This window comes from Microbacterium sp. 22242 (assembly GCF_052045495.1).
In the GTDB taxonomy this organism is placed as follows: domain Bacteria; phylum Actinomycetota; class Actinomycetes; order Actinomycetales; family Microbacteriaceae; genus Microbacterium.
In genome coordinates, this window is the sequence record NZ_JBQEOZ010000004.1 from 165844 (window position 1) to 190746 (window position 24903).

Here is a 24903-nt window from a genome sequence, read left to right on the forward strand (position 1 = left end):
ACGAAGCTTTCACGAGATCACGAAGGAATCATCCATGTCTGTCCTGGAGATCAAGGACCTTTACGTCACCGTCGAGACCGACGCCGGCACCACCCCGATCCTGAACGGGATCACCCTCACGATGCGCACGGGTGAGACCCACGCGATCATGGGCCCGAACGGATCCGGCAAGTCGACCCTCGCCTACACGATCGCCGGCCACCCGAAGTACACCGTCGCGAGCGGCTCGATCACGCTCGACGGCGAGGACGTCCTCGCGATGAGCGTGGACGAGCGCGCCCGCGCCGGGCTCTTCCTGGCCATGCAGTACCCGGTCGAGATCCCCGGCGTGACCGTCACCAACTTCCTGCGCACGGCCAAGACCGCGCTCGACGGCGAGGCGCCGTCGATCCGGCAGTGGACCAAGGACGTCAAGCACGCGATGTCGAACCTGCGCATGGACCCGAAGTTCGCGCAGCGCAACGTCAACGAGGGCTTCTCCGGCGGCGAGAAGAAGCGTCACGAGATCCTGCAGCTCGAGGTGCTCAAGCCGAAGATCGCCGTGCTCGACGAGACCGACTCCGGCCTCGACGTCGACGCGCTGAAGATCGTCTCGGAGGGCGTCAACCGCGCCAAGGAGAACACGAACCTCGGCGTGCTGCTGATCACGCACTACACCCGCATCCTGCGCTATATCCGTCCCGACTTCGTGCACGTGGTCGTCGCCGGACGGATCGTGGAGGAGGGCGGCGCCGAGCTCGCCGACCGGCTCGAGGACGAGGGCTACGACCGCTTCCTCGACCCCAGCGCCCCCATCGAAGCGTAGGCTGAAGCCATGACCGCAACGCTGACCGGAGAGAAGTACGACGAGGTCACCGAGGCGCTCAAGGACGTCGTCGACCCCGAGCTCGGGATCAACGTCGTCGACCTCGGCCTCATCTACGACCTCTCCTGGGACGAGGAGAACGACGCCCTCGTCATCCACATGACGCTCACGAGCGCCGGGTGCCCGCTGACCGACGTGCTCGAGGAGCAGACCGGTCAGGCGCTGGACAACGTCGTCGACCGCTTCCGCATCAACTGGGTGTGGATGCCGCCGTGGGGTCCGGAACGGATCACCGACGACGGCCGCGACCAGATGCGCGCCCTGGGCTTCGCGATCTGACCTGTCGAAGCCGTGAAGGCCCGACGCCGTATGACGGCGCCGGGCCTTCCGCGTCGGCGCGCTCCAGCGCTCTGCGCGGCAAGACCAGCACCGAGGTTAGGCTCGAACCGTGACGATCGCTCCGCTCCAGGCCCTGCCGCTCGACCAGCTCCGCCGCCGCTCCAGCACGAAGTGGCGCACCTACCCGGAGGACGTGCTGCCGCTCTTCGTCGCGGAGATGGACTTCTCGCTGGCGGATGCGATCACGGCCCGCCTGCGAGAGGCCGTCGAGCTGGGGGACACCGGCTACACCCCGCCGGACCCGGGGATCCGCGCCGCCTTCGTCGGCTATGCGCAGCGGCGCTTCGGCTGGACCGTGCAGCCGGACCGCGTCCGCTCCACCTGCGACGTGATGATGGGCGTCGTCGAGATCCTGCGCGCCGTGCTCGCGCCGGGCGACCGCGTGGTCGTCGCCCCGCCCGTCTATCCGCCGTTCTACGACTGCGTCGAGGAGGCCGGCGGCGTCGTGGAGCGGGTGCCGCTGATCGACGTCGACGGATCCTGGCGCCTCGACCTGGACGGGATCGAGGAGGCCCTGGCCGGGGGAGCCCGCGCGGTGCTGCTCTGCAACCCGCACAACCCGACCGGCACGGTGCACTCGAAGGCCGTGCTCGCGCGCCTCGCCGAGCTCGCCGCGGCACACGGGGCCGTGGTGGTCAGCGATGAGATCCACGCGCCGCTCGTGCAGCCGGGCGTGGCCTTCACGCCCTTCCTCACCGCGTCCCCGGCCGCCACCGAGGTCGGCTACACGGTCACCAGCGCAAGCAAGGCGTACAACCTCGCGGGGCTGAAGTGCGCGATCATGGTCACGGCGAGCGAGCAGACCGCCGCGGTCGTGCGCTCCCTGCCGCCCGAGGTGGAGTGGCGCACCGGCCTGTTCGGCGCCCTCGCCGCCGTCGCCGCCTGGGATCCCGCCAGCGACGCCTGGCTGGACGCGCTGCTGGCGGCGCTCGACGAGAACCGCCGCCTGCTGGCCCGGCTGCTCGCCGCCCACCTCCCGGAGGCGGACTACCGGATGCCCGAGGCCGGCTACCTGGCCTGGGTCGACCTGCGCGAGCTGGGCTGGGGCGACGACCCGGCAGGGCGGATCCTGCGCGAGGCGAGGGTCGCCCTGAACCGCGGCCCCACGTTCGGCGCGGAGGGCAAGGGACATGTGCGGTTCAACCTGGGCTGCTCTCCCGAGGTGCTGACCGAGGCGGTGCACCGGATCGCCGCGCTGGTAGGGCGGTGAGCACGGCACCCGACGCGACGATCTGGGACCGCGCCCGCCTCGGCATCACGATCGGGTCGGTGATCCTGATCTTCCTCGCCGCGATCGAGGCGCTCGCCGTGACCACGGTCATGCCGCTCGTCGCGGCGGATCTGCACGGCGAGGAGCTGTACGCGGTGGCGTTCGCCGGCACGCTCGCGACGGGCGTGATCGGCATGGTGGCGGCGGGAGCGTGGAGCGACCGCGCCGGACCCCGGGCTCCGCTCTACACCTCCATCGTCTTGTTCATCGCCGGACTGGTGATAGCCGGTGCCGCGACCGACATGGACGTCCTGATCCTCGGCCGGCTCGTGCAGGGGCTCGGCGGCGGAGGCGAGACCGTCGCCCTGTACGTCGTCGTGGCGCGGATCTACCCGCAGCACCTGCACGGCCGGATCTTCGCCGCGTTCGCCGCCGCCTGGGTCGTGCCGTCGATGATCGGCCCGTTCCTCGCGGGAGCGGTCGCCCAGTACCTGCACTGGCGGTGGACGTTCCTCGGCGTCGCCGTGCTGACCGCGATCGCGTTCGTGCTCGTGGCTGTGCGGCTGCGCGCCGTCGACCTGAACGCGCACTCCAGAGGACCCGCCGACCCCGTGCCGGACACCGCAGGGCGCTCGGGCGGGATCGGACTGCGGATCGTCCTCGCCGTCGTCGTCGCGGTCGCGGCCGTCGCCGTCGGATTGGCCGCCGAGGCGCCATCCACGATCGGATGGCCGCTCGCACTCGGCTCGATCGTCGTCATCGCGATCGCGATCCGACCGCTGCTCCCGGTCGGATCGCTGCACGCGGCGCCGCGCCTGCCGAGCGTCGTGCTCATGCGCGGCCTGCTCGCCGGCGCGTTCTTCGCGGCGGAGGCGTACGTGCCGCGGATGCTGATGGAGCGGTTCGAGTTCAGCCCGACGATCGCCGGCCTCGCGCTCACCGCGGCGGCCCTCGCGTGGTCGAGCGCCTCCGCCGTGCAGGGCAGATACGGGGAACGACTGGGCAGCCGGCGGATGGTGATCGTCAGCACGGCGCTCATGCTGGCCGCGTTCCTCGGTCTCATCGCGGTCGCGACGACGAGGTCCCTGCCGTGGGCCGTGGTCGTGCTGTGGGGGCTGGCCGGCGGCGCGATGGGGCTGCTCTACCCGCGCCTCACGGTGCTCACGCTGGCCTACTCCACGCCGGCCGACGAGGGCTTCAACTCGTCCGGGCTGTCGATCTCCGATTCGTCGGGATCGGCCGTCACGGTCGCGATCGCCGGGCTGCTGTTCGTGAGCCGGCCGGTCGGCGGATCCGGTTTCGCCGCGGTGTTCGGGCTCGCGGTCGCGGTGCTGCTGATCGCCGCGATCCCCGGCTTCCGGATCGGCGACGGCCCCGGGTCCTCCGGCTCCGGGCAGGTCAGCGCGGAGTCAGCGCCACCCCGCGACTGAGCAGCGCGATCCCGGCCTCGAAGACCGCCGAGTCGTCGGCGGCGCCGAGCGAACCGGTCGTGCTCGCCGCCCCGTGGCTCTCGCCGTGCATGCGCTGCTGCACCAGCGACGTGTGCCCGAGGATGAACTGCAGCACCGCGGCGGCGGCGAGATCGGCATCGGCGAGACCCGCGGGAAGCGCGAGCCGGAGCGCGTCCTGCGCGCGCGAGGGGCCAGGACGGAGCGCGGCGGAGCTCATCACGACCTCGGCCCCGTCGCGGTGCGCGAGCAGGGCGTCGCGCACCGCCCGCGCCGCGCCGGGCAGCTCCGTGCCGGGGGAGAGGTCGGGGATGCGCGCGAGGATGCGATCCGAGACCGCGGCCAGGAGATCCTGCTTGCTGTCGAAGTGCCAGTACAGCGCGCTCGCCTGCACGTCGAGCTCCGTGGCCAGGCGCCGCATGGTGAGGTCGGGCAGGCCGTAGCGGTCCAGCAGCTCGAGAGCCACGCCGATGATGTGGGCGCGGTCGTGCCGTCCGGTGCGAGCGGGAGTCATGCCCTGAGTATACTGAACGACGTTCAGGTGAACAGTGTTCAGGGGCGGCAGCGCGTGCGCCGCGCCCTCCCGCATCCCGAGAGGAACCTCCATGACGACGACATCCCGCCCCTGGGGCGCCGACGCCGCCCGCATCGCCGTGTTCGCGGCCCTGATCATCGCGCTGGGGCTCGTGATCGTGCCGCTGCCCGGCGGGGTGCCCATCACCGGGCAGACCCTCGGCGTGATGCTCGCGGGGCTGATCCTCGGGCCCCGCCTCGCGTCCCTGTCGGTGCTGACCGTGCTCGGCCTCGCCGCGGTCGGGCTTCCCGTGCTCGCCGGCGGGAGGGGCGGCATCGGCGTCTTCTTCGGGCCCAGCGCGGGGTATCTGCTGGGCTGGCTCGCGGGCGTCGTGGTGATCGGGCTGATCGCCGGAACGCGGCGGATCGCCTGGTGGCGCGCGGCGACGGCTGCGCTGCTCGGCGGGATCGGGGTCGTGTACCTCTTCGGGATCCCCGTGCAGGCCCTGGTCACGGGCGTCCCGCTCGGCCCGACCGCGTTGTCCAGCCTGGCGTTCCTGCCGGGTGACCTCCTCAAGGCGGCGGCCGCGACCGCGCTCTGCGTCGCGCTGCAGCGCGCCTACCCGCGCGCGTTCCGACGGGCGGCCGTGCGTGTCGCCTGAGATCGAGCTGCAGTCGGTCACGCTGCGCGCCGAGGGCCGGACGATCCTCGAGGACGTCTCGCTGCGGCTGACCGCCCGGCGCACCGCGGTGATCGGCGCGAACGGATCCGGGAAGTCGAGCTTCGCGCGCCTGCTGAACGGCCTGCACGTCGCGACGACCGGTTCGGTCCGGGTCGCGGGCCTGGATCCGGCCCGGGACGTCAGGGTGGTGCGACGCAGGGTCGGGTTCGTGTTCGCGGATCCCGAGGCGCAGATCCTCATGCCGACGCCGGCCGAGGATCTCGCGCTGTCCCTGCGGGGCGTCGCGAAGGACGAGCGCGACGCCCGGGTGGATGCGGCCCTCGCGCTGTGCGGGTTCGAGGCGCTGCGCGACGCACCGGCGTCCGAACTCTCGGGCGGGCAGAAGCAGCTGCTGGCCCTCGCGTCGGTGCTGATCGGGCGTCCCGAACTGGTGGTCGCCGACGAACCCACCACGCGACTGGACCTGCGCAACAGCCGGCGCATCGGCGACGCCCTGCTGGACGACCTGGAGGTTCCGCTCGTGCTCGTCACCCACGATCTCGACCTGGCGAGGCGCTGCGACGAGGCGGTGCTCATCGAGCACGGCCGGGTGCGTGCGCACGGCGCGCCCGACGACGTGATCGCCGACTATCTGCAGCTGTGCGGCTGAGGGCGTCTCGATGATCTCGCTGTACCGACCGGGCACGGGCCTGTCGCATCGTGCTTCCGCCGGCGCCAAGCTCGCGCTGCTGGCGCTGATCGCGCTCATGCTCTCGATCGTCCCGGCGGTCGTCGCCGCAGAGGCGCCCGTGCTCGCCGCCGTCGTGGGGGTGAGCCTGCTGTTCCCGCTGGCCGGGCTGGGGCTCGCCGCGCTGGGCGCGGCCTGGTGGCGCCTGCGCTGGCTGGTGCTCATCCTCGGCACGGCGCTGGTCGTCTTCGTGAGCGTGCCGGCGGCGATCGTGAACACCGGCCGGCTCGTGGTGCTCCTGCTGCTCGCAGAGCTGTTCACGCGCACCACGTCGATGAGCGCCCTGATGTCGGTGATCGGTCGGCTGCTGCGCCCGTTCCGGCGCCTCGGAGTCGATCCGGACGCGGTGGCGCTCGTGCTCTCGCTGACGCTCACCATGGTCCCGGTCGTCGGCGGTTTCGTGCGGGCGATCCGCGAGGCGCAGGACGCGCGCGGCGTGCGCCTCGGTCTGCGCTCCGCGCTCCCGCTCCTGGTGCGCACGATGCGCCACGCCGATGCGGTGGGAGAGTCGCTGGCCGCACGCGGTCTCGCGCCCTGACCGCATCGGCGCCGTCAGGGCGCTCCCGGGCGTGCCGCCTATACTGGGAGGCTGGCCATCCGGCCGCTCACCCCCTTTCTGAAGAACGGACGTCCGCTGTGCTCGCCGTGCACGACCTCGAGATCCGCGTGGGAGCGCGCCTCCTCATGGAGAACGTCTCCTTCCGCGTCGCCGATGGCGACAAGATCGGTCTCGTCGGCCGCAACGGCGCCGGCAAGACCACACTGACGAAGGTGCTCGCGGGAGACCTGATCTCCGCCGGCGGCAAGGTCGAGCGCAGCGGCGAGCTGGGCTACCTGCCGCAGGATCCGCGCTCCGGCGACCCGGAGATGCTCGCGCGCACCCGGATCCTGGACGCCCGCGGCCTCGGCTCCCTCACCCTGCGGATCCGCGAGGCCTCCGAGGCGATGGGCTCGGACGATCCCGCCGTCGCGGAGAAGGCCATGCGTCAGTTCGGCAACCTCACGGAGCGCTTCGAGGCGCTGGGCGGGTACGCCGCGGAGGCCGAAGCGGCGTCGATCGCGAACAACCTGTCGCTTCCGGACCGGATCCTCGACCAGCCTCTGAAGACGCTCTCCGGCGGTCAGCGCCGTCGCATCGAGCTCGCCCGGATCCTCTTCTCCGACGCCGAGACCATGATCCTCGACGAGCCCACCAACCACCTCGACGCGGACAGCGTGGTGTGGCTGCGCGAGTTCCTGAAGGGGTACAAGGGCGGGCTGATCGTGATCAGCCACGACGTCGAGCTGGTCGGCGAGACCGTGAACCGGGTGTTCTACCTGGACGCGAACCGCCAGGTCATCGACATCTACAACATGAACTGGAAGAACTACCTGCGCCAGCGCGTGGCGGACGAGGAGCGCCGCAAGAAGGAGCGCGCGAACGCGGAGAAGAAGGCGACCACGCTGCAGCAGCAGGCCGCCCGCTTCGGTGCCAAGGCCAGCAAGGCCGCGGCGGCGCACCAGATGGTGGCCCGCGCCGAGAAGCTGCTCTCCGGCCTCGAGGAGGTCCGTCAGGTCGAGCGGGTCGCGAAGCTGCGGTTCCCGAAGCCCGCGCCCTGCGGCAAGACGCCGCTGATGGCCTCCGGGCTGTCGAAGTCGTACGGCTCGCTGGAGATCTTCACCGACGTCGACCTCGCGATCGATCGCGGCTCCAAGGTGGTCGTGCTCGGGCTGAACGGTGCCGGGAAGACGACCCTCCTGCGCATCCTCGCGGGCGTGGACCAGCCCGACACCGGCCAGCTGGAGCCGGGACACGGCCTGAAGGTCGGCTACTACGCGCAGGAGCACGAGAACCTCGACGTCTCGCGCTCGGTGCTCGAGAACATGATGTCGTCGGCACCCGATCTGAACGAGACCGAGGCCCGCAAGGTGCTCGGATCCTTCCTGTTCACCGGCGAGGACGTGCACAAGCCTGCCGGCGTGCTCTCCGGCGGTGAGAAGACCCGTCTCTCGCTCGCGACGCTGGTCGTCTCCGCGGCGAACATGCTGCTGCTCGACGAGCCGACGAACAACCTCGATCCGGCCTCCCGCGAGGAGATCCTGGGGGCGCTGGCGCATTACGAGGGCGCCGTCGTGCTCGTCTCGCACGATCCCGGTGCGGTCGCCTCGCTCAATCCCGAGCGGGTGCTGATCCTGCCCGACGGCGTCGAGGACATCTGGTCGAAGGACTACCAGGACCTCATCGAGCTGGCCTGACCGCACTCGGCCTGGCGTCCTCTGCGACGGGGACGGCCTCGGTCAGCGGCTCTCGACGGCGTCGAGCAGCGCGTCCTCGTCGTCCATGTCGCGATCGCGTCGGCGGCGCGGGCCGCGCGGGGGCCGGCCGGCCGCCTCATCGCGGTGCTTGAGGATCTCGGTGCGGATCACGTAGCCGATGAAGATGAAGCCCATGATCGCGAACAGGATCCACTGGATCGCGTACGACAGGAACGGTCCCGGGTCGTCCGACGGGGCATCGAAGGCGGCCGGACGGGAGGGGGGTGCGGGCGACTCGGAGACCAGCTCGCCGTACGCACCGGTGTCGACCGGGACGGATCCTCCGATGTCGTCCGCGACCAGAGGCAGGTTGATGCTCGGCACCTGTCCTTCCGGCGCGCCTCGACCGGACGGGGGGAGAGGCTCGCCCGGGCGCAGCCGTGCGGTCACGGTCACCTCGCCCTTCGGCGGAGCAGGCACGGAGGAGGGAACATCCTTCTCTCCCGGCACCACCCATCCCCGGTTGACGATCAACACGCGTCCGTCATCCGTGCGGAGCGGCACGAGCACCTCGAAGGCGCTGGTGCCGCCGTGCGGGCGGTTGCGCACGAGCAGCTGGTCACCGGTCTCGTACCGACCGCGCGCCGTGACCGGATGCCACTCGTCGGACGCGCGCATCTTCGCGCCGGGAGCGAGGAGCCGGTCGAGCGGGACCGGCTTGGCGTCGTAGTTCTGCTGCACGAGCTCGAGCTGGGTCTGGCGACCGTCATTCCGGGAGAACTGCCAGTGGGAGAGGTAGGCGCACACGAGCGCGAACACGATCGCCACCGCGAGGTAGGCGCTCCAGCGGAGCAGACGCTGTCGCATCATCCGATCTCGCCCTCGCCGATGCGCGTGTCGACGCGCACGGGGAAGTCCCTGGCACGGAGGTAGTCGCGCAGGAACGCGAGGTGCTCGTCGCAGGCCAGCCAGACCTTCTCGCGCTCCGGGCCGTGGATCCGTGGATTCCGCCACACGATGCGGTGCGTCGCCCGCGCCCGGCAGCCGGCGCGCGAGCACTTCGCCTCGGCCTTCTTCGCGTTCACGGCCGGGGCTCCGAGCCGCGCGCGGGCGTCGTCTCGGAGAGCGTGATCACGTCGGGGGAGGGACCCGCCGCCGGTGGCGCGCTCGGGGCAGCCCCGATCCCGATCTGCGGGGACTCCACGGACGTCTCGACCGAGTCGTCGCCGGCGTTCGCGAAAACGACGGCGATGTACGGCAGCACCGCCGCGGCGATCCCGAGGACCCAGGTCCACCACCCGAGCGGCTGCATCACGAGCATCAGCACGAAGCACGCCATCCGGATCGACATCGTGATGACGTACTGACGCACACGTCCGTGCGCCTCGTCGCGCGGTGCGCGCGGCAGGGAGGTCACGGCGGCGTCTGGAGTCCTTCTCACGATGACTCCAGCCTACGCCGCCGTGACCGGCGGGGGCGCTCAGTAGCCGGAGCCGCCCAGGGACGCCGCGTACGCGAGACCGATGAAGAACAGCGCCGCGATGATCAGGTTCAGGAGAACGCCGACGTAGCCCATCACGAGGCCGGCGATCGCCATGCCCTTGCCGCCGAGCTGGGGGTCGCGCTTGATCCTGCCGAGGGCCATGTGCCCCGTGATGATCGCCGCCACGGAGGCGAGGATCGGCAGGATCAGGTAGGCGATCCAGAAGAACACCAGGCCGGCGATGCCGCAGATGAGCGAGGTCAGGGCGAGGCCGTTGGACTTCTTCGGCGTCGCGTAGGGCTGGGCGTACGGCTGGGCGTAGGCGGGAGCGCCGGGCTGGGCGTAGCCGGGCGCAGTCGGTGCGGCCCCGGGGTAGCCGCCGGGTACGGCCTGCGGCGGGTGCGGTTGCTGCGGGGCGGTCTGCTGGGGAGCGGCCCCGGGGTACGCCGGAGCGGGCGGCACCGGCGCCTGCGGTGCGGGAGCGGCACCCGGGTAGGGCTGCTGCTGCTGCGGGGGCACTGGAGCGCCCGGGTAGGCGGGCGGCTGCTGCCCGGGGTTCTGCGGGTATCCGCCCTGGTCGTTGCTCATGGGAATGTCCTCCTGGTTCATGACAAAGATTTCCGTGCCGCTGGGGCCGTGTCAATTCCGGAGCGGGAATCCGCTCGATAGGCTGGCGTGCCGTACACCACACCCCTTGGGAGACCTGCATGAGCACTGACCGCGTCGTCCTCGTCACCGGCGGCAATCGGGGCATCGGCCGCGCGATCGCCGAGCGCTTCGTCCGGGACGGATACCGCGTCGCGGTCACCGCGCGCAGCGGCGAAGGCCCGGAGGGCACGCTGACCGTGCGCGCCGATGTGACCGACGCTGCGGCCGTCGACGCGGCGTTCACCGAGGTGGAGCAGAAGCTCGGCCCGGTCGAGATCGTGGTCGCGAACGCCGGCATCACGAAGGACACGCTGCTGCTGCGCATGTCGGAGGACGACTTCGACAGCGTCGTCTCGACGAACCTGGGCGGATCCTTCCGCGTCGTCAAGCGCGCGTCCAAGGGGATGCTGCGTGCCCGGTTCGGCCGCGTGATCCTGATCTCCAGCGTGGTCGGACTGTACGGCTCCGCCGGGCAGATCAACTACTCCGCGTCGAAGAGCGCGCTGGTCGGCTTCGCCCGTTCGCTCACCCGCGAGCTCGGAGCCCGCGGCATCACGGCGAACGTGGTGGCTCCCGGCTTCATCGAGACCGACATGACGGCCGAGCTCCCGGAGGAGACGCAGAAGCAGTACAAGGCGAGCATCCCGGCCGGGCGTTTCGCGTCCGCCGACGAGGTCGCCGGCGTCGTCACCTGGCTCGCCTCGGACGACTCGGCATACATCTCGGGCGCGGTCATCCCCGTCGACGGCGGCCTCGGCATGGGCCACTGAGCACGGAGCGCCGCCCCGGAGGCTTCGAGGCGACGCGCGGGCACCGGTCGCGAGCGGCGGGTGCCCGTGCGGCCCGTCAGCGCATGGATGCCACCAGAAGTTCGGCGAGCCGTTCGGGAACCGAGAACTGCGGCCAGTGCCCCGAGCCGATCGTGACGACTTCCGCGTCGCGGATCCGCCGGTATTCGTCCCGATAGGCGCCCCACTGCGCGAGCATGTCGTCGAAGTCCTCCGGCGACACGGCGCCCATCAGCAGGGTCACCGGCACGTCGTAGCGTCGCTCGTCTGTGAGCGTGATCGGATCCGTCGGCACCCGGGCGGGGACGCTCAGGGCCTTCTGCGCGGCTTCCGCGCGAGTCCGCTCGTCGAGGTCGTCCACCTCCTCGTCGGGGAAGTGCTCCCACCCCGGGAAGGGGATCACGCCGTCGACGATCTCGAACTCGCTGATCCCTGCGCCGTCCGGCGGCGGCGCGGAGTCCACGAAGACGGCGCGTGCGACGCGATCCGGGCGCGCGTCCACCGCGCCCCAGATGACGTTCCCGCCGCCGGAGTGGCCGACCACCACGACATCGCCGTCGGCGGCGTCGATCGCGGCGACCACGGCGCCGACCCAGTCGGTCAGGCGGATGCCCGAGGAGGCCGGCGCCGGGACGCCGACGCCCGGCATGGTCAAGGGACGCGGGGTGTGCCCAGCGTCGCGGAGGGGACCGATGATCGGACCCCAGGAGTCGGCGTCGAGCCAGAGCCCGGGTACGAGGATGATGTCCATGACCCGACGCTACGACGGGCCACCGACACCCCGCTACGGGAGCAGCGGGATGACCTCGGAGAGGTCCTGCGGCCCGATCACGAGCGCCGCCGCCGCGCGCACTGCGGGCTTGGCGTTGAAGGCGAGCCCGAGACCGGCGACCGACATCATGCGCAGATCGTTCGCCCCGTCTCCGATCGCGATCGTCCCGTGTGGCGGCACCCCGAGCTCTGCGGCCCAGGCCTGCAGCGAGGCGGCCTTGGCGTCCGCGTCGACGATCTCGCCGTCGACCCGCCCCGACAGCATGCCGTCAGCCACCTCGAGACGATTCGCCCTCCAGCGGTCGACGCCGAGATCGGCCGCGACCGTGTCGAGGATCTCGTGGAAGCCGCCCGAGACCACACCCACGACGCCGCCGCGGTCGTGCACGGCGGCGATCAGCTCGCGGACCCCTGGAGTCGGTTCGATGCGCGACAGCACCCGGCCGAACGCGTCCACGGGCACGCCCTCCAGCGCGGCGACGCGTGAGCGCAAGCTCGCCGCGAAGTCGATCTCGCCCCGCATCGCCGCCTCGGTCGCCGCCTGCACCTCGTCACGGCGGCCTGCCTCGTCGGCGAGCAGCTCGATCACTTCGTTGCGGATGAGGGTGGAGTCGGCGTCGAGCACGACGAGGAAGCGCGCGGAGGTCACCCGATGAGCGTAGCCGCCGCGCCGGGAGCCCTCGAACGCTGTGTCAGCGCTCGATCCTGACGCCCTTCCCGACCACGGTGAGGCCCGTCTCGGTGATGGTGAAACCGCGTTCCAGGTCGCGCTCGCGATCCACGCCGACGGTCGCGCCGTCGAGCAGGACCACGTTCTTGTCCAGGATCGCGCGATGCACGCGGGCGCCCTGGCCGACGCGCACCCCGTCGAACAGCACCGAGTCGGTGATCGTGGATCCGCCCGCGGCGAGCGTCCACGGACCCACGACGCTGCGCTCGAGATGGGTGCCGGAGAGCACCGATCCCAGCGACACGATCGAGTCGATCGCGTTGCCGATCCGGCCGACCGAGTCGCGCACGAACTTCGCCGGCGGCGAGTTCACCGCCTGGGAGTGGATCGGCCACTCCATGTTGTACAGGTTGAAGATCGGCAGCGTGGAGATCAGGTCCATGTGCGCGTCGAAGAACGACTCGATCGTGCCCACGTCCCGCCAGTACGAGCGGTCGCGCGGAGAGGATCCCGGCACGTCGTTCTGCTTCATGTCGTAGAACCCGGCCTCGCCGCGCTCCACGAAGTAGGGGATGATGTCGCCGCCCATGTCATGGTTGGACGTCGCGAGCTCGCCGTCCGCCTCGACCGCCTCGATCAGCGCGTCGGCGTCGAAGATGTAGTTGCCCATCGAGGCGAGCACCTCGTGCGGCGAGTCCGGCAGGCCGGACGGGTCGGACGGCTTCTCCAGGAACTGGTGGATCCGCCCCGATCCGTCCGCGGCCACGTCGATGACCCCGAACTGGGAGGCGAGGGCGAGCGGCTGCCGGATGCCGGCGACCGTGGCACGCGCGCCGGACGCGATGTGCGCCTGGATCATCTGCTCGAAGTCCATCCGGTACACGTGGTCGGCGCCGATCACGGCGACGATGTCCGGCTTCTCGTCCAGGATCAGGTTCAGGCTCTGCAGGATCGCGTCCGCGGACCCGGAGAACCAGCGCTTGCCCAGGCGCTGCTGGGCGGGCACCGAGGCGACGTACGAGTCGAGCAGAGCCGACATCCGCCACGTCTGCGAGATGTGCCGGTCCAGACTGTGGGACTTGTACTGGGTCAGCACCACGATCTGTCTCAGCCCGGAGTTGATCAGATTCGAGATCGCGAAGTCGATGAGACGATACTGCCCGCCGAACGGGACAGCGGGCTTGGCTCGATCCGCCGTGAGGGGCATGAGGCGCTTGCCCTCGCCCCCGGCGAGGATGATCCCGAAAACCTTCTTTGGTGCCGACATGCGTCCACCATAGAGCCACGTCGTTGCATGTACTAGCGTTCACGACATGCGCGTCGACATCATCACCAAGGAGTACCCGCCCGAGATCTACGGAGGGGCGGGGGTGCATGTCGAAGAGCTCGTGAAAGCCCTGCGATCCGGCACCGAGGTGCGGGTGAGGGCGTTCGGCGCGGACCGGGATGAACAGGGGACGACGTCTTATCGAACGCCCGCCGAACTGGCCGGGGCGAACGCGGCGCTGCAGACCCTGGGCACGGATCTGCTGATCGTCCCGGACGTCGCGGGTGCCGATGTGGTGCACAGCCACACCTGGTACGCGAACTTCGCCGGGCACATCGCCTCGCAGCTGCACGGGATCCCGCACGTGCTCACCGCGCACAGCCTCGAGCCGCTGCGACCGTGGAAGGCCGAGCAGCTCGGCGGCGGATACGCGGTCTCCAGCGGCATCGAGCGCCTGGCCTATGAGAACGCCGCCGCGATCATCGCGGTGAGCGCGGGCATGCGCACGGACATCCTGCGCAGCTACCCCCAGGTCGACCCGACCAAGGTGCGGGTGATCCACAACGGCATCGATGTCGAATCCTGGCACCCGGTCGACGACCCCGACTTCGTGCGCGCGCAGGGCATCGATCCGGATCGTCCCTCGGTCATCTTCGTGGGCAGGATCACGCGCCAGAAGGGGCTGCCGTACCTGCTCAGGGCCGCCGCTCAGCTGCCGCCAGAGGTGCAGCTCGTGCTGTGCGCGGGTGCGCCGGACACGCCGGAGATCATGGCGGAGGTGCAGGAACTCGTGCGCGGCCTGCAGAGCACGCGACAGGGGGTCGTCTGGATCGAGCGGATGCTGCCGCGCCACGAGCTCTCCGCGATCCTCACGGCCGCCACCACGTTCGTCTGCCCATCGGTCTACGAGCCGCTCGGGATCGTGAACCTCGAGGCGATGGCGTGCGGCGCCGCGGTCGTGGGCACGGCCACGGGCGGGATCCCCGAGGTCGTGGACGACGGCGTCACCGGCCGTCTCGTGCCGATCGAGCAGCTGCAGGACGGCACCGGCACGCCGGTCGACCCCGAGCGGTACGTCGCCGATCTGGCCGCTGTCCTGGCCGAGGTCGTCGCCGACCCTGCGCGCGCGAAGGCCTACGGCGAGGCCGGCCGGATCCGCGCGGCGCAGGAGTTCAGCTGGGCGGCGATCGCCGACACGACGCGGGCGCTCTACGCGGAGGTCACGGCCTGACCGATAGGCTGGGCGCATGCCTGCCGTCCTCGAATTCTCGGATGTCGTGGTCCGCCGCGACGGCCGCAACATCGTCGATCAGCTGACCTGGACCGTCGAGGACGATCAGCGCTGGGTGATCCTGGGGCCCAACGGCGCGGGCAAGACCACGCTGCTTCAGCTGGCCGACACGCTGATGCACCCGACGTCGGGTCGCGTCGAGATCCTGGGGGAGACCCTGGGCCGTGCGGACGTGTTCGAGATCCGACCGCGGATCGGCTTCGCCTCCTCGGCGATGGCCAGGCGGATCCCCGGCGACGAGACCGTGCTGAACACCGTGATGACGGCTGCGTACTCGGTCATGGGCCGCTGGAACGAGTCCTACGAGGCGATCGACGAGCGGCGCGCGATGCGCGTGCTGGAGCAGTGGCACCTCGAGCACCTCGCCGAACGCTACTTCGGCACCCTCAGCGACGGCGAGCAGAAGAGGGTTCAGATCGCCCGGGCGGTCATGACCGACCCTGAGCTGCTGCTGCTGGACGAGCCGTCGGCGAGCCTCGACCTCGGCTCCCGGGAAGAGCTGCTCGGGCTGCTCAGCGGCTTCGCGCAGTCGCCGACGACGCCGGCGATGATCATGGTGACGCACCACGTCGAGGAGATCCCGGTCGGCTTCACGCACGTGCTCCTGCTCCGCGAGGGCAAGGTCGTGGCCGCCGGCCCGATCGCCGAGACGCTCACCGCCGAGACGCTGGGCGAGGCCTTCGGCATGCCGATCGCGCTCGACCGTGCCGAGGGCCGCTACGCCGCCCGCGCCGCGTCCTGACCCGGCCATCCCTGAGCCTTCGCACCGGTTCCTGCGCCGCCGCCCCGGTTCCTGAGCCTGTCGAAGGACTGCTAAGATCGATCCTTGGTGTTCTCCGCACCGCAGACTTCCCTCGCCCCTGGCACAATCCAGGGCACCACGTAAGGAATCCCATGAAGACTGACATCCACCCCGAATACCAGGCCGTCGTGTTCCGCGACCTCGGCTCGGGAGACACGTTCCTCACCCGTTCGACCGTCACCAGCGACAAGACGATCGAGCTGGACGGCGTGGAGTACCCCGTCATCGACGTGGAGATCTCCTCCGCCTCGCACCCGTTCTACACGGGCAAGCAGCGCATCATGGACTCGGCCGGCCGCGTCGAGAAGTTCAACCAGCGCTTCAAGAACTTCGGCGGTTCCTCCAAGTAATCGCCTCGCGCGAAGGCTCCGCTTCGGCGGGGCCTTCGTCGTCTCCGGGATCGAGTCCGGGGCGCCCCTCTCCCCGGCGCCGACCCGCGGCCCGCGCACGGGCTCAGGCGTCGACTCGGCCTTCGCGCATGAGATCGACCTCGCGCACGGGATCGGCCTCTCGCACGGGCCAGCGGCCGTCGAGACGCGCCTCCGGTTCGATCCGGCCGATCCGGATGAAGTAGTCGGTGAGGCTCGCGGCCTGCGCGCGCGCCCAGCTGATCTGCCGGGTGTGCAGCTCGGCCGCGCTGGGCGGCAGCGGGAAGCGCTGGGCCAGGGCCTGGGCGACGCGACCTGCGGCGACCGCATCGGCGGATGCGTCGTGCGCTCCGGTCAGGTCGACTCCGTAGTGCGCGGCGACGATCTCCAGCGTCCGCTTGCCGGGACGATACCGGTCGTAGGTCTTGTCGATGACGAGCGGATCGATCACGGGCGACGGCGAGTCCAGCGGCGCGATGCCATGTCTGCGTGCCTCGTGCGCGAGCAGCGAGAAGTCGAACGCGGCGTTGTAGGCGACGATCGGGACGCCCTGGTCGAGCAGCGACCTCAGCGCGGCGACGACGCCTGCGACCACCTGCGGCGCGGGGGAGCCGTTGCGACGGGCCCGCTCGGACGTGATGCCGTGGATCGCCGTCGCGGCCTCGGGGATCGGTACGCCCGGATCCGCCAGCCAGGTGCGCGCCGCGATCTCGGCGCCGTGGTGGTCCAGCACGCCGACGTGAGCGGTGACGATCCGGTCGCGCGTGACGTCGACTCCGGTGGTCTCGAGATCGAACACTCCGACGCGGGTGAGCCACGACGGAAGGGCCGGGGAGGAGGTCATGCCGCCACGGTAGAGGGCTCCTCCGACATCCCGTCCTCGGCGCGCGGCGCAAGCGCAGAGTGGGCCAGCACCCCGCCCGTAGACTCGGGGGATGCCCGTGCCATCGCCCTATGCCGCACGCCTGGATCGCATTCCCGTGCAGAGGCACGAGGCGGAGATCCTGGGCGGTCGCACGGCATACTGGGTGTACGGGCCGGAGGACGCGGCCATCACGGTGCTCGCCGTGCACGGGTTCCGCGGCGAGCACCACGGGCTGGAGCCCGTCGTCGCGTACCTGCCAGGGGTGCGCTTCATCATGCCCGACCTGCCCGGCTTCGGGGAGACGGCGCCGCTGCCGGATCGCACGCACGACCTCGGCGCCTACGCCGAATGGCTCACGGCCTTCTCCGCCGCCGTGGCACCGGGTGCGGTCGTCCTCGGCCACTCGTTCGGGTCGATCGTCGCGTCCGCCGCGGTCGCCCGCGGCCTGCCGACCCCGCGGCTGATCCTGGTCAACCCCATCGGCGCCCCGGCGCTCGAGGGCCCGAAGGCCGTGCTCACCCGCCTCGCGATCCTCTACTACGGGCTGGGCGCCCGGCTGCCGGAGTCCGCCGGCACCGAGCTGCTGCGCAACCGGATCATCGTGCGGGCGATGAGCATCGCGATGGCCAAGACCGCCGATCCCGCGCTCCGCCGCTTCGTGCACGACCAGCACGACACCTACTTCTCACGCTTCGCCGACCGCGGGATGCTGCGGGAGGCGTTCGTGACCAGCGTGTCGCACGACGTCCGCGAGTTCGCCCCGGTCATCTCCGTGCCGACGCTGCTCGTCGCGGCCCAGCGCGACGACATCACGCCGATCGAGGCCGAGCGCGCGCTCGCGACGCTTTTCCCGGACGCGACCCTCGTCGAGATCGCGCACGTCGGCCACTTGATCCACTACGAGGCCCCCGCGGAGGCCGCCGCCGCGATCAGGCGCTTCCTCCAGCCTCTCGGCGCGCCAACCCCATGAGTCCGCCGACCCGGAACGGGATCACCTCGCCCATCGCGAGGGAGGTCTCGGTCCGTTCGACCCCTTCGATCGACAGGATCCGGGCGTCCGTGTCGAACAGGTGACGGGCATCGCGGCAGGCCACCCGCGCCAGGATGTCGATCGACCCGCTCAGGCCGTGCGCCTGCACCACCTCGGGCACCCGGGAGAGCTCGGTGATGATGCGGGGCAGCTCCGTCTGCCGCAGCTCGATGCTGATGAACGCCTGCAGCGGGAAGCCGAGCACGGCGGGGGAGAAGGACCGTTCGTACGCGAGGAACACCCCGGACTGATCGAGCCGGGCCATGCGCGCCTGGATCGTGTTCCGGGACAGCCGGAGCTTCTCCGCGAGGGCGACGACGGTGGTGCGCGGATCCGCGGACAGGATCTCGAGGATGTCGAGGTCGGTGCGGTCGAGAGCTGACATGTTGCCAAAGGCTAGCATCCGCCGAAGCGGTGAATCTTGGCAACATGCTCAAGCTGCCAGGGAATGCTTGAGCGAGGTGTTCAGCAGACGTACGCTCAGGCTCAAGCGAAGATGCCATGGATCCGCCCCACGAAGGCGGAACCCCTGAGGAGGACGACGATGTCTACCCACCTTGATCCGATCACGGTCCCGGCCGTCGGTCTCGACCAGCCGTTGAGCCTGATCGACCCGCGCGGCCGGCGGGTGCACGAGCCCCGGCTCGAGCCCTACGCCGCGGACGTCACCTCCGCGCAACTGCTCGACCTGCTGCGCGACATGATCGTGCTGCGGCGCATCGACGCCGAGGGCATCGCGCTGCAGCGCCAGGGCCAGGTCGGCCTCTGGGCGCCCTGCAACGGCCAGGAGGCGGCGCAGATCGGCTCCGCGCGCGCCTTCCGCGCCGACGACATCGTGTTCCCCAGCTACCGCGAGACCGGGGTCCTGCTGGTACGCGGCGCTCAGCCCGGCGACTACGTGCGCGCCTGGCGCGGCGAGGAGGGCGCGGCGTTCGACCCGTGGGTGATGCACATGGCGCCCCTGCAGATCATCATCGGCGCGCAGACGCTGCACGCCGTCGGCTACGCGCTCGGCATCATGCACGACCGCTCCGACCAGGTCGCGATCACCTACTTCGGCGACGGCGCGTCGAGCCAGGGCGATGTGAACGAGGCGATGGTGTTCGCCGCGTCGTACCACGCGCCCGTCGTGTTCATCTGCCAGAACAACCATTGGGCGATCTCCGAGCCCGTCGCCGTGCAGTCGCAGCACCCGATCGCCGGACGCGCGCCCGGCTTCGGCATCCCGAGCATGCGCGTGGACGGCAACGACGTGCTCGCCGTGCACGCCGCGACGCGCTGGGCCCTCGAGCAGGCGCGCAACGGCTCCCCGGTGTTCCTGGAGCTGGTGACGTACCGGATGGGACCGCACACCACGGCCGACGACCCCACCCGCTACCGCGATCCTGCCGAGCTGGAGTACTGGCGCGGCAAGGATCCGATCGCCCGGGTGGAGGCGCTGCTGCGCGCCGAGGGCGTGCTCAGCGACGAGATCTCGGCCGAGTTCGCCGCAGCCGCCGACGAGGCGGCGATGCAGCTGCGCGCGGCCTGCCTGGCCATGGTGACGCGGGAGCCGCTCGCCGTCTTCGACGGCGTGTACGCGGAGCCGCACACCGGACTCGCCGAGGAGCGCGCGGACTACGCGCGTTACCTCTCGACCTTCGCGGAGGCGTGAGATGGTGCAGCTGACGATGGGCAAGGCGCTCGGCGCCGCCCTGCAGCAGTCCCTGCGGGACGACGACAAGGTCGTGCTGCTCGGAGAGGACATCGGCCGGCTCGGCGGCGTCTTCCGGATCACGGACGGGCTGCTCGACGAATTCGGGGCGGAACGGGTGATCGACACCCCGCTCGCGGAGTCCGGGATCGTCGGCACCGCGGTGGGCCTCGCGATGCGCGGCTACCGCCCTGTCGTGGAGATCCAGTTCGACGGATTCGTCTATCCGGCGTTCGACCAGATCGTGTCGCAGGTCGCGAAGCTGCACTACCGCACGCAGGGCACCGTGCCGATGCCGATCACGATCCGGATCCCGTGGGGAGGCGGGATCGGCGCGGCCGAGCACCACTCCGAGTCGCCCGAGGCCTACTTCGTGCACACCGCGGGACTCCGTGTCGTCGCCGTGTCGAACCCGCAGGACGCGTACACCTGCCTGCGTCAGGCGATCGCCTGCGATGACCCGGTGATCTTCCTGGAGCCCAAGCGGCTGTACCACGCCAAGGGCGAGGTCGACTTGGAGACCCCTCTGGCCGACACGGCGCCGATGGGACTGGCGAAAGTGGTCCGCGAGGGGCGGGACGCCACGATCATCACGTACGGGGCAATGGTGCGCACCGCGCTGGACGCCGCCGAGGCCGCGGAGGCCGAGGGGCACGCACTCGAGGTGATCGATCTGCGCTCACTCTCGCCGGTCGACTACGGCACCGTCTGCGCCTCCGTGCGCCGCACCGGCCGCGTCGTCGTGGTGCACGAGGCCGCGCGCGAGGCCGGCGTGGCCGCGGAGGTCATCGCGAGCATCACCGAGAAGTGCTTCCCCTGGCTGGAGGCCGCTCCGTTGCGCGTGACCGGCCACGACATCCCCTACCCGCCGGCGAAGCTGGAGAAGTTCCACCTGCCGGATCTGGATCGGATCCTCGACGCCGTCGATCGCGTGCTCGACGACGAGCAGCTGCTCATCTCGCAGCCGATGGAAGGGGTGGACCGGTGACCCAGGAGTTCCGCCTTCCGGACCTCGGCGAGGGCCTCACCGAGGCGGAGATCGTGCAGTGGCTGGTCGCCGAGGGCGACACGGTCACCCTGAACCAGACCCTCGCCGAGGTCGAGACCGCCAAGGCGATCGTCGAGCTGCCGTCGCCGTACGCCGGCGTGATCACGTCGCTGCACGCGGCGGCGGGGGACGTGGTGGCCGTGGGCGCGCCGCTCGTGGGCTTCGAACTGGCGGGCGATGCCGCCGAGAAGAACACCGCGGAGAAGGGCGCAGCGGAGGCAGCCGCCCCCTCGAAAGCCGCCGTCGAGGAGGGTTCCGGACCCAACCTGGTCGGCTACGGGGCCGCGCCGAACTCAGGACGACCGATGCGCCGGGCCAGGCGCGCCGGTGCCGGATCCTCGATCGCCACTGCGGACCACGACGTCCGAGCCGCGGCTCCGCACGACGCGATCGACGAGGTGCCGCCGACCCGCGAGCAGCACGAACGCCCGCGCTCGACGCCCCCGGTGCGCGCCTACGCGAAGCAGCACGGCGTCGATCTGGTCCTGGTCGCGGCGGAGCTCGGCGACCGCGTGATCACGCGCTCCGACGTCGACGCGTACCGCGAGCGGATCGCGCAGCGCAGCGTCGGGACGAGGACGGCGCCGCAGCCGATGCCCGCCGGTGCGGCGGAGCCCGCCGCCTCCGAAGTGACGCGATCCGCACCCCCGCGCGCGCGGGCCGGGGAGCGGGGCACCACCCGGATCCCGATCCGCGGCGTCCGCAAGCACACCGCCGAGGCGATGGTGCAGAGCGCCTTCACGGCTCCGCACGTGACCACGTTCCACACCGTGGACGTCACGGCGACGAGCGAGCTGATCGCGTCGTTGCGCGCGACCGCGGCGCCGGACGCGCCTCGGATCGGGGTGCTCACGGTGGTCGCGAAGGCGGTCTGCCTGGCCCTCGCGCACTATCCGGGACTGAACTCGCGCTGGGACGGCGAGGCCGGTGAGATCGTGCAGCAGCACTTCGTCGACCTCGGCATCGCGGCGGCGACCGACCGCGGGCTGATCGTGCCGATCGTCCGGGACGCCGAGCGGATGACGCTCGGCGAGCTCGCGGGCGCGATCGCCGATCTCACCCGCACGGCGCGGAGCGGCAAGACGCCGCCCGCGGACCTCGCCGGCGGCACGTTCTCGCTGACCAACGTGGGCGTCTTCGGCGTCGACGCGGGAACCCCGATCCTGCCGCCGGGACAGACCGGGATCCTGGCGCTCGGCGCGGTGCGCCGCCTGCCCTGGGAGCACCGGGGCGAGATCGCGCTGCGCGACGTGATGACGCTCAGTCTGTCGTTCGACCACCGGGTCGTGGACGGCGCCGAGGGCTCGCAGTTCCTCAAGGCCGTCGCCGACGTGCTGCAGGAGCCCGGGCGGGCGATGCTGCTCGGCTGATCAGTCGTTCCGGGAGCGGCGATCCAGGCCCAGCACGCGGCGGGTCAGGCGCCGCTCCCGCACGATGAAGGCCGTGCCGATCAGCCAGAGCGGGACCTGCGTCAGGAACGCCCAGCGGAACGCGTCCAGCGTGTAGGTGTCGGGCGTGCCCGCGCCCTGCAGGTCGAGGGCGAGGCCGATCAGGAAGATCGCGATGAGCGCGGCGAGGAAACCGCCGCCGTTGACCACCCCGGTCGCGGTGCTCAGCCGGTGCTGGGGGTTGTGCGTGCGGGCGTGGTCGAACGCGACCATGGAGGCCGGGCCGCCGGTGGCCAGCGCGATCGCGAGCAGGATCAGCAGCCAGAGCGGTGCCGTGCCGGGCCAGACGATCACCGCGAGCCACACGATCACCTGCAGGACGATCGTCGGCAGCACGAGCATGAGCGACCGGCTGGTCGGGTGACGGGAGGAGAGGGTGCCCAGCACCGGGCCGAACAGGATCCCGAACAGCACGTAGATCGTGGTCACCAGCGACGCCGCGGCCACGGACTGGTGCTCGCCGTTGGTGAGGAACGGGATGCCCCACAGCATCATGAACGCGGTGCCGGCGAACGGCGTGGTGAAGTGGGTCCAGAAGCCGAGGCGGGTTCCCGGGTGCGCGAGCGCCTCGCGCAGCGAGACGCGCAGATCGACCTGCGAGGTGACGACCCGGATCGCGCCCGTGTCGGTGTTCACCGAGACGTCCTCGGTCACCTCCGGCGGGCGGTTGCGGATCAGCGCGAACACGAGCACGGAGAACAGCACACCGAGCCCGGCCAGGCTGCCGAACGCGACCGACCAGGCCGTGGAGTGCAGCAGCAGCGGAAGCGGGATCACTGCCACCAGCTGCCCGAGCTGCCCGACGATGCCGGTGAGCTGGGCCATCAGCGGCCCGCGCTGCGAGGGGAACCAGATCGCCACGAGACGCAGCACGCCGGGGAAGATCGCGGCGTCCCCGGCGCCCAGGATCATGCGTGCGACGATCGCGATGCCGACGTTCGGCGCGAACGCCATCACGATCTGTCCCACCGCCATGAGCAGCATGCCGGCGACCATGATCGGCCGGGATCCGAACCGGTCCAGCAGCAGCCCGACCGGGATCTGCATGAAGCCGTACACCGCGAGCTGCAGCACCGCGAAGAGCGACAGCGTGGAGGCGTCGGCGTGGAACAGGTGCGCGGCGTCGACTCCCACCGCGGACAGCGAGGTGCGGTTGGTGATCGACAGCACGTACGCCGTGACCCCCACCGTCCAGATCAGCCACATCCGCCAGGTCGGTGCGGGGGCGGGATTCACGGTTCTCCTCACGGTCGGCGGCCCTTCGATCCTACGCCCGGGCACTCCCGTGACCCGTCACGCGGTGACGGCGTCGAGCAGGCGGATCCCGCCGCCGTCCATCGCGAAACGGTGCACCGAGCCGTTGCCGAGCCGCTCGCCCGGAGCGGGCAGCGTCCCTCCCGACGCGTGCTCGAGCAGGGCGCGGATGACCCCGCCGTGCGTCGCGACGAGCACCGACTCGATGCGCGGCGCGGACCGGCGACGGGCCGCGACGTCGATCCGCTCGAGGGAGGCGAGGGCCCGCTCGGTGAGCTGCCCGATCGTCTCCGCGCCCGGGATCTCGTCGCGCCCCGTGCCGAACCGCCCGCGGTACTGCTCCCAGAGCAGTCCCTCCGCCGCCCCGAACTCGTGTTCGCGCATCCCGACGGTGACCACGGGTGCCGGCAGCCCGAGTTCTCCGGCGATGATCTCGGCCGTCTCCCGCGCCCGCGCCAGCGGGCTGGTGTACACGACATCGAAAGGCGTGCCGGCGAGACGGCGCGCGGCGTCCCGTGCCTGCGCACGGCCGGTGTCGTTCAGCGGGATGTCGGTGGTGCCCTGGATCCGGCCCTCCGCATTCCAGTCCGTCTGGCCGTGGCGGATGAGGGTGAGAAGGGTCATGCGAGCAGCTCCTGGAGGGTGGGCAGGACGACGCTCGTGGAGGCGGCGACCGTGGCCGACGCCCACGCGTCGGCGCGGGTGGGTTCGAGGTTGACGATGACGATGGGCAGGTCCCTGCGGCGCGCGCGCTCGATGATGCGGATGCCGGAGTTCACGACGAGCGAGGACCCCGCCACGACGAGCGCGTCCCCCGAGCGCAGCAGCGCCTCCGCGCTCGCGAAGCGCTCCGCGGGCACGTACTCGCCGAAGAACACCACGTCCGGCTTCAGCGCCCCGCCGCACACGGTGCAGACCGGGAGGACGAAGCCGTCCGTGGTCTCCGGCCGGACGTCGCCGTCCGGTCCGAGCAGCACCTCGTCCGGCACGTCCAGCCACGGATTCCCGGCGTCGATCTGTGCCGCGACCGCATCGCGGGAGAAGGTCTGGCCGCACCGCAGGCAGAAGACGGTGCGCATGGTCCCGTGCAGCTCGACGACCCGCTCGGATCCGGCCGCGAGATGCAGCCCGTCCACGTTCTGCGTGACGACACCCGCTGAGCGACCGGCGCGTTCGAGCTCCGCGATCGCCCGGTGACCGGCGTTCGGGGTCGCGGTGCCGAAGGACCGCCAGCCGAGATGCCCGCCGAGCCAGTAACGCCGCTGGGCCGCTGTCGAGCCGAGGAACGTCTGCACGGTCATCGGCGTCCGTCGCGGGGCGGATCCGGCGCCGCGGTACGCGGGGATCCCGGAGTCCGTGGACAGCCCGGCGCCGGTGAGGAAGACGATGCGCCGGCCGGCCAGCACGTCCGCCGCGGCCTCGATCTGGACGCGCAGCGGCGACGTGATGCTGTTCAA

Annotated in this window: 29 protein-coding genes; 16 read left to right on the forward strand and 13 right to left on the reverse strand. The window is 71.2% G+C overall.

Going from position 1 to position 24903, the window contains the following annotated elements; genetic code table 11:
- Nucleotides 1-34: 34 nt before the first annotated feature.
- From sufC to ACTJJZ_RS05740, 4 genes are all read left to right on the forward strand, one after another.
- On the forward strand, nucleotides 35-805 hold the full coding sequence (gene sufC / locus ACTJJZ_RS05725) for a Fe-S cluster assembly ATPase SufC (protein ID WP_440720218.1): 771 nt from the start codon (nucleotides 35-37) through the stop codon (nucleotides 803-805).
- A 9-nt stretch (nucleotides 806-814) separates the two neighbouring features.
- Nucleotides 815-1144: a metal-sulfur cluster assembly factor gene (locus ACTJJZ_RS05730; RefSeq protein WP_159575921.1), complete on the forward strand. Its 330-nt coding sequence runs from the start codon at nucleotides 815-817 to the stop codon at nucleotides 1142-1144.
- 109 nt (nucleotides 1145-1253) lie between these two features.
- On the forward strand, nucleotides 1254-2414 hold the full coding sequence (locus tag ACTJJZ_RS05735; RefSeq protein ID WP_440720219.1) for a MalY/PatB family protein: 1161 nt from the start codon (nucleotides 1254-1256) through the stop codon (nucleotides 2412-2414).
- Nucleotides 2411-3844 carry an MFS transporter gene (locus ACTJJZ_RS05740; RefSeq protein ID WP_440720220.1) on the forward strand — a complete coding sequence of 478 codons (1434 nt, stop codon included), beginning with the start codon at nucleotides 2411-2413 and terminating at the stop codon, nucleotides 3842-3844. Before ACTJJZ_RS05735 ends, ACTJJZ_RS05740 begins: the two co-directional genes overlap by 4 nt.
- Here the strand turns inward: ACTJJZ_RS05740 and ACTJJZ_RS05745 are convergent.
- On the reverse strand, nucleotides 3813-4376 hold the full coding sequence (locus ACTJJZ_RS05745) for a TetR family transcriptional regulator (RefSeq protein WP_440720221.1): 564 nt from the start codon (nucleotides 4374-4376) through the stop codon (nucleotides 3813-3815). The genes ACTJJZ_RS05740 and ACTJJZ_RS05745 overlap by 32 nt on opposite strands.
- A gap of 91 nt (nucleotides 4377-4467) precedes the next feature.
- Here ACTJJZ_RS05745 and ACTJJZ_RS05750 point away from each other — a divergent pair, with 91 nt between their 5' ends.
- From ACTJJZ_RS05750 to ACTJJZ_RS05765, 4 genes are all read left to right on the forward strand, one after another.
- Nucleotides 4468-5037 carry a biotin transporter BioY gene (locus ACTJJZ_RS05750; RefSeq protein ID WP_440720222.1) on the forward strand — a complete coding sequence of 190 codons (570 nt, stop codon included), beginning with the start codon at nucleotides 4468-4470 and terminating at the stop codon, nucleotides 5035-5037.
- Complete coding sequence (locus ACTJJZ_RS05755; protein ID WP_440720223.1) at nucleotides 5027-5707, forward strand: energy-coupling factor ABC transporter ATP-binding protein; 681 nt, start codon at nucleotides 5027-5029, stop codon at nucleotides 5705-5707. Before ACTJJZ_RS05750 ends, ACTJJZ_RS05755 begins: the two co-directional genes overlap by 11 nt.
- A 10-nt stretch (nucleotides 5708-5717) precedes the next feature.
- Complete coding sequence (locus ACTJJZ_RS05760; RefSeq protein WP_440720224.1) at nucleotides 5718-6323, forward strand: energy-coupling factor transporter transmembrane component T; 606 nt, start codon at nucleotides 5718-5720, stop codon at nucleotides 6321-6323.
- Between the two features lie 98 nt (nucleotides 6324-6421).
- Complete coding sequence (locus tag ACTJJZ_RS05765) at nucleotides 6422-8020, forward strand: ABC-F family ATP-binding cassette domain-containing protein (RefSeq protein ID WP_440720225.1); 1599 nt, start codon at nucleotides 6422-6424, stop codon at nucleotides 8018-8020.
- Nucleotides 8021-8062: 42 nt separating this feature from the next.
- Here the strand turns inward: ACTJJZ_RS05765 and ACTJJZ_RS05770 are convergent, their stop codons facing one another.
- Genes ACTJJZ_RS05770 through ACTJJZ_RS05785 form a run of 4 tightly spaced genes read right to left on the reverse strand, consistent with a single transcriptional unit; the run spans nucleotide 8063 to nucleotide 10091 of the window.
- Nucleotides 8063-8890 carry an SURF1 family cytochrome oxidase biogenesis protein gene (locus ACTJJZ_RS05770; RefSeq protein ID WP_440720226.1) on the reverse strand — a complete coding sequence of 276 codons (828 nt, stop codon included), beginning with the start codon at nucleotides 8888-8890 and terminating at the stop codon, nucleotides 8063-8065.
- Nucleotides 8887-9105, reverse strand: coding sequence for a hypothetical protein (locus ACTJJZ_RS05775; protein ID WP_440720227.1), 219 nt, complete (start codon nucleotides 9103-9105; stop codon nucleotides 8887-8889). Before ACTJJZ_RS05775 ends, ACTJJZ_RS05770 begins: the two co-directional genes overlap by 4 nt.
- Entirely contained in the window at nucleotides 9102-9461 is a 360-nt protein-coding gene (locus tag ACTJJZ_RS05780) for a DUF3099 domain-containing protein (protein ID WP_440720228.1), read from the reverse strand. Before ACTJJZ_RS05780 ends, ACTJJZ_RS05775 begins: the two co-directional genes overlap by 4 nt.
- A gap of 39 nt (nucleotides 9462-9500) precedes the next feature.
- Nucleotides 9501-10091: a DUF4190 domain-containing protein gene (locus ACTJJZ_RS05785; RefSeq protein ID WP_440720229.1), complete on the reverse strand. Its 591-nt coding sequence runs from the start codon at nucleotides 10089-10091 to the stop codon at nucleotides 9501-9503.
- A gap of 119 nt (nucleotides 10092-10210) precedes the next feature.
- Here ACTJJZ_RS05785 and fabG point away from each other — a divergent pair, with 119 nt between their 5' ends.
- Nucleotides 10211-10921 (forward strand): 3-oxoacyl-ACP reductase FabG, encoded by a 711-nt coding sequence (gene fabG / locus ACTJJZ_RS05790; RefSeq protein WP_440720230.1) that lies wholly within the window; start codon nucleotides 10211-10213, stop codon nucleotides 10919-10921.
- 76 nt (nucleotides 10922-10997) lie between these two features.
- Here the strand turns inward: fabG and ACTJJZ_RS05795 are convergent, their stop codons facing one another.
- The 3 genes from ACTJJZ_RS05795 to ACTJJZ_RS05805 are packed head-to-tail and all read right to left on the reverse strand — an operon-like array spanning nucleotide 10998 to nucleotide 13647.
- Nucleotides 10998-11690: an alpha/beta fold hydrolase gene (locus ACTJJZ_RS05795; protein WP_440720231.1), complete on the reverse strand. Its 693-nt coding sequence runs from the start codon at nucleotides 11688-11690 to the stop codon at nucleotides 10998-11000.
- Nucleotides 11691-11723: 33 nt separating this feature from the next.
- Entirely contained in the window at nucleotides 11724-12359 is a 636-nt protein-coding gene (gene serB / locus ACTJJZ_RS05800) for a phosphoserine phosphatase SerB (protein ID WP_440720232.1), read from the reverse strand.
- A 43-nt stretch (nucleotides 12360-12402) separates the two neighbouring features.
- Entirely contained in the window at nucleotides 12403-13647 is a 1245-nt protein-coding gene (locus tag ACTJJZ_RS05805; RefSeq protein ID WP_440720233.1) for a glucose-1-phosphate adenylyltransferase, read from the reverse strand.
- A gap of 46 nt (nucleotides 13648-13693) precedes the next feature.
- Here ACTJJZ_RS05805 and glgA point away from each other — a divergent pair, with 46 nt between their 5' ends.
- The 3 genes from glgA to ACTJJZ_RS05820 all read left to right on the forward strand — a co-directional run bounded on the left by glgA (nucleotide 13694) and on the right by ACTJJZ_RS05820 (nucleotide 16090).
- Complete coding sequence (gene glgA / locus ACTJJZ_RS05810) at nucleotides 13694-14878, forward strand: glycogen synthase (protein WP_440720234.1); 1185 nt, start codon at nucleotides 13694-13696, stop codon at nucleotides 14876-14878.
- A 16-nt stretch (nucleotides 14879-14894) separates the two neighbouring features.
- Nucleotides 14895-15680, forward strand: a complete 786-nt coding sequence (locus tag ACTJJZ_RS05815) for an ABC transporter ATP-binding protein (protein ID WP_440720235.1) — start codon at nucleotides 14895-14897, stop codon at nucleotides 15678-15680.
- 152 nt (nucleotides 15681-15832) lie between these two features.
- Nucleotides 15833-16090: a type B 50S ribosomal protein L31 gene (locus ACTJJZ_RS05820; RefSeq protein ID WP_440720236.1), complete on the forward strand. Its 258-nt coding sequence runs from the start codon at nucleotides 15833-15835 to the stop codon at nucleotides 16088-16090.
- A 103-nt stretch (nucleotides 16091-16193) separates the two neighbouring features.
- Here ACTJJZ_RS05820 and ACTJJZ_RS05825 read toward each other — a convergent pair whose 3' ends face one another.
- The gene (locus ACTJJZ_RS05825; protein ID WP_440720237.1) at nucleotides 16194-16952 is read right to left on the reverse strand and encodes a 3'-5' exonuclease; all 759 of its coding nucleotides are present in this window, start codon (nucleotides 16950-16952) and stop codon (nucleotides 16194-16196) included.
- A 91-nt stretch (nucleotides 16953-17043) separates the two neighbouring features.
- On the opposite strand from ACTJJZ_RS05825, the gene ACTJJZ_RS05830 reads away from it, so the two are divergent.
- Nucleotides 17044-17943, forward strand: a complete 900-nt coding sequence (locus ACTJJZ_RS05830) for an alpha/beta fold hydrolase (RefSeq protein ID WP_440720238.1) — start codon at nucleotides 17044-17046, stop codon at nucleotides 17941-17943.
- Here the strand turns inward: ACTJJZ_RS05830 and ACTJJZ_RS05835 are convergent.
- Entirely contained in the window at nucleotides 17903-18388 is a 486-nt protein-coding gene (locus ACTJJZ_RS05835) for an Lrp/AsnC family transcriptional regulator (RefSeq protein WP_440720239.1), read from the reverse strand. The two genes, ACTJJZ_RS05830 and ACTJJZ_RS05835, sit on opposite strands and share 41 nt — an antisense overlap.
- Nucleotides 18389-18547: 159 nt before the next feature.
- Between ACTJJZ_RS05835 and ACTJJZ_RS05840 the strand changes: the two genes are divergently transcribed.
- From ACTJJZ_RS05840 to ACTJJZ_RS05850, 3 genes are read left to right on the forward strand one after another with little or no spacing between them, the layout of a single operon-like run.
- Complete coding sequence (locus tag ACTJJZ_RS05840) at nucleotides 18548-19657, forward strand: thiamine pyrophosphate-dependent enzyme (protein ID WP_440720240.1); 1110 nt, start codon at nucleotides 18548-18550, stop codon at nucleotides 19655-19657.
- A 1-nt stretch (nucleotide 19658) separates the two neighbouring features.
- Complete coding sequence (locus ACTJJZ_RS05845) at nucleotides 19659-20684, forward strand: alpha-ketoacid dehydrogenase subunit beta (RefSeq protein ID WP_440720241.1); 1026 nt, start codon at nucleotides 19659-19661, stop codon at nucleotides 20682-20684.
- Nucleotides 20681-22114 carry a dihydrolipoamide acetyltransferase family protein gene (locus ACTJJZ_RS05850; protein ID WP_440720242.1) on the forward strand — a complete coding sequence of 478 codons (1434 nt, stop codon included), beginning with the start codon at nucleotides 20681-20683 and terminating at the stop codon, nucleotides 22112-22114. The genes ACTJJZ_RS05845 and ACTJJZ_RS05850 overlap by 4 nt, the downstream gene beginning before the upstream one ends.
- On the opposite strand, the gene ACTJJZ_RS05855 is transcribed toward ACTJJZ_RS05850, so the two are convergent.
- From ACTJJZ_RS05855 to ACTJJZ_RS05865, 3 genes are all read right to left on the reverse strand, one after another.
- On the reverse strand, nucleotides 22115-23398 hold the full coding sequence (locus tag ACTJJZ_RS05855) for an MFS transporter (protein WP_440720386.1): 1284 nt from the start codon (nucleotides 23396-23398) through the stop codon (nucleotides 22115-22117).
- Nucleotides 23399-23485: 87 nt separating this feature from the next.
- Nucleotides 23486-24070 carry a histidine phosphatase family protein gene (locus ACTJJZ_RS05860; RefSeq protein WP_440720243.1) on the reverse strand — a complete coding sequence of 195 codons (585 nt, stop codon included), beginning with the start codon at nucleotides 24068-24070 and terminating at the stop codon, nucleotides 23486-23488.
- Nucleotides 24067-24903, reverse strand: a complete 837-nt coding sequence (locus ACTJJZ_RS05865; protein ID WP_440720244.1) for a Sir2 family NAD-dependent protein deacetylase — start codon at nucleotides 24901-24903, stop codon at nucleotides 24067-24069. The genes ACTJJZ_RS05860 and ACTJJZ_RS05865 overlap by 4 nt, the downstream gene beginning before the upstream one ends.

What these genes read in the sequence shown, in the direction of transcription:
- fabG (WP_440720230.1), top strand. Translation starts at nt 10,211, where the DNA reads ATGAGCACTGACCGCGTCGTCCTCGTCACCGGCGGCAATCGGGGCATC.
- ACTJJZ_RS05730 (WP_159575921.1), top strand. Translation starts at nt 815, where the DNA reads ATGACCGCAACGCTGACCGGAGAGAAGTACGACGAGGTCACCGAGGCG.
- ACTJJZ_RS05825 (WP_440720237.1), bottom strand. Translation starts at nt 16,952, where the DNA reads ATGACCTCCTCCCCGGCCCTTCCGTCGTGGCTCACCCGCGTCGGAGTG.
- ACTJJZ_RS05770 (WP_440720226.1), bottom strand. Translation starts at nt 8,890, where the DNA reads ATGATGCGACAGCGTCTGCTCCGCTGGAGCGCCTACCTCGCGGTGGCG.
- ACTJJZ_RS05855 (WP_440720386.1), bottom strand. Translation starts at nt 23,398, where the DNA reads ATGTGGCTGATCTGGACGGTGGGGGTCACGGCGTACGTGCTGTCGATC.
- ACTJJZ_RS05835 (WP_440720239.1), bottom strand. Translation starts at nt 18,388, where the DNA reads ATGTCAGCTCTCGACCGCACCGACCTCGACATCCTCGAGATCCTGTCC.
- ACTJJZ_RS05830 (WP_440720238.1), top strand. Translation starts at nt 17,044, where the DNA reads ATGCCCGTGCCATCGCCCTATGCCGCACGCCTGGATCGCATTCCCGTG.
- glgA (WP_440720234.1), top strand. Translation starts at nt 13,694, where the DNA reads ATGCGCGTCGACATCATCACCAAGGAGTACCCGCCCGAGATCTACGGA.
- ACTJJZ_RS05785 (WP_440720229.1), bottom strand. Translation starts at nt 10,091, where the DNA reads ATGAGCAACGACCAGGGCGGATACCCGCAGAACCCCGGGCAGCAGCCG.
- ACTJJZ_RS05760 (WP_440720224.1), top strand. Translation starts at nt 5,718, where the DNA reads ATGATCTCGCTGTACCGACCGGGCACGGGCCTGTCGCATCGTGCTTCC.
- ACTJJZ_RS05750 (WP_440720222.1), top strand. Translation starts at nt 4,468, where the DNA reads ATGACGACGACATCCCGCCCCTGGGGCGCCGACGCCGCCCGCATCGCC.
- ACTJJZ_RS05795 (WP_440720231.1), bottom strand. Translation starts at nt 11,690, where the DNA reads ATGGACATCATCCTCGTACCCGGGCTCTGGCTCGACGCCGACTCCTGG.
- ACTJJZ_RS05860 (WP_440720243.1), bottom strand. Translation starts at nt 24,070, where the DNA reads ATGACCCTTCTCACCCTCATCCGCCACGGCCAGACGGACTGGAATGCG.
- ACTJJZ_RS05815 (WP_440720235.1), top strand. Translation starts at nt 14,895, where the DNA reads ATGCCTGCCGTCCTCGAATTCTCGGATGTCGTGGTCCGCCGCGACGGC.
- ACTJJZ_RS05805 (WP_440720233.1), bottom strand. Translation starts at nt 13,647, where the DNA reads ATGTCGGCACCAAAGAAGGTTTTCGGGATCATCCTCGCCGGGGGCGAG.
- sufC (WP_440720218.1), top strand. Translation starts at nt 35, where the DNA reads ATGTCTGTCCTGGAGATCAAGGACCTTTACGTCACCGTCGAGACCGAC.
- ACTJJZ_RS05820 (WP_440720236.1), top strand. Translation starts at nt 15,833, where the DNA reads ATGAAGACTGACATCCACCCCGAATACCAGGCCGTCGTGTTCCGCGAC.
- ACTJJZ_RS05845 (WP_440720241.1), top strand. Translation starts at nt 19,659, where the DNA reads ATGGTGCAGCTGACGATGGGCAAGGCGCTCGGCGCCGCCCTGCAGCAG.
- ACTJJZ_RS05745 (WP_440720221.1), bottom strand. Translation starts at nt 4,376, where the DNA reads ATGACTCCCGCTCGCACCGGACGGCACGACCGCGCCCACATCATCGGC.
- ACTJJZ_RS05840 (WP_440720240.1), top strand. Translation starts at nt 18,548, where the DNA reads ATGTCTACCCACCTTGATCCGATCACGGTCCCGGCCGTCGGTCTCGAC.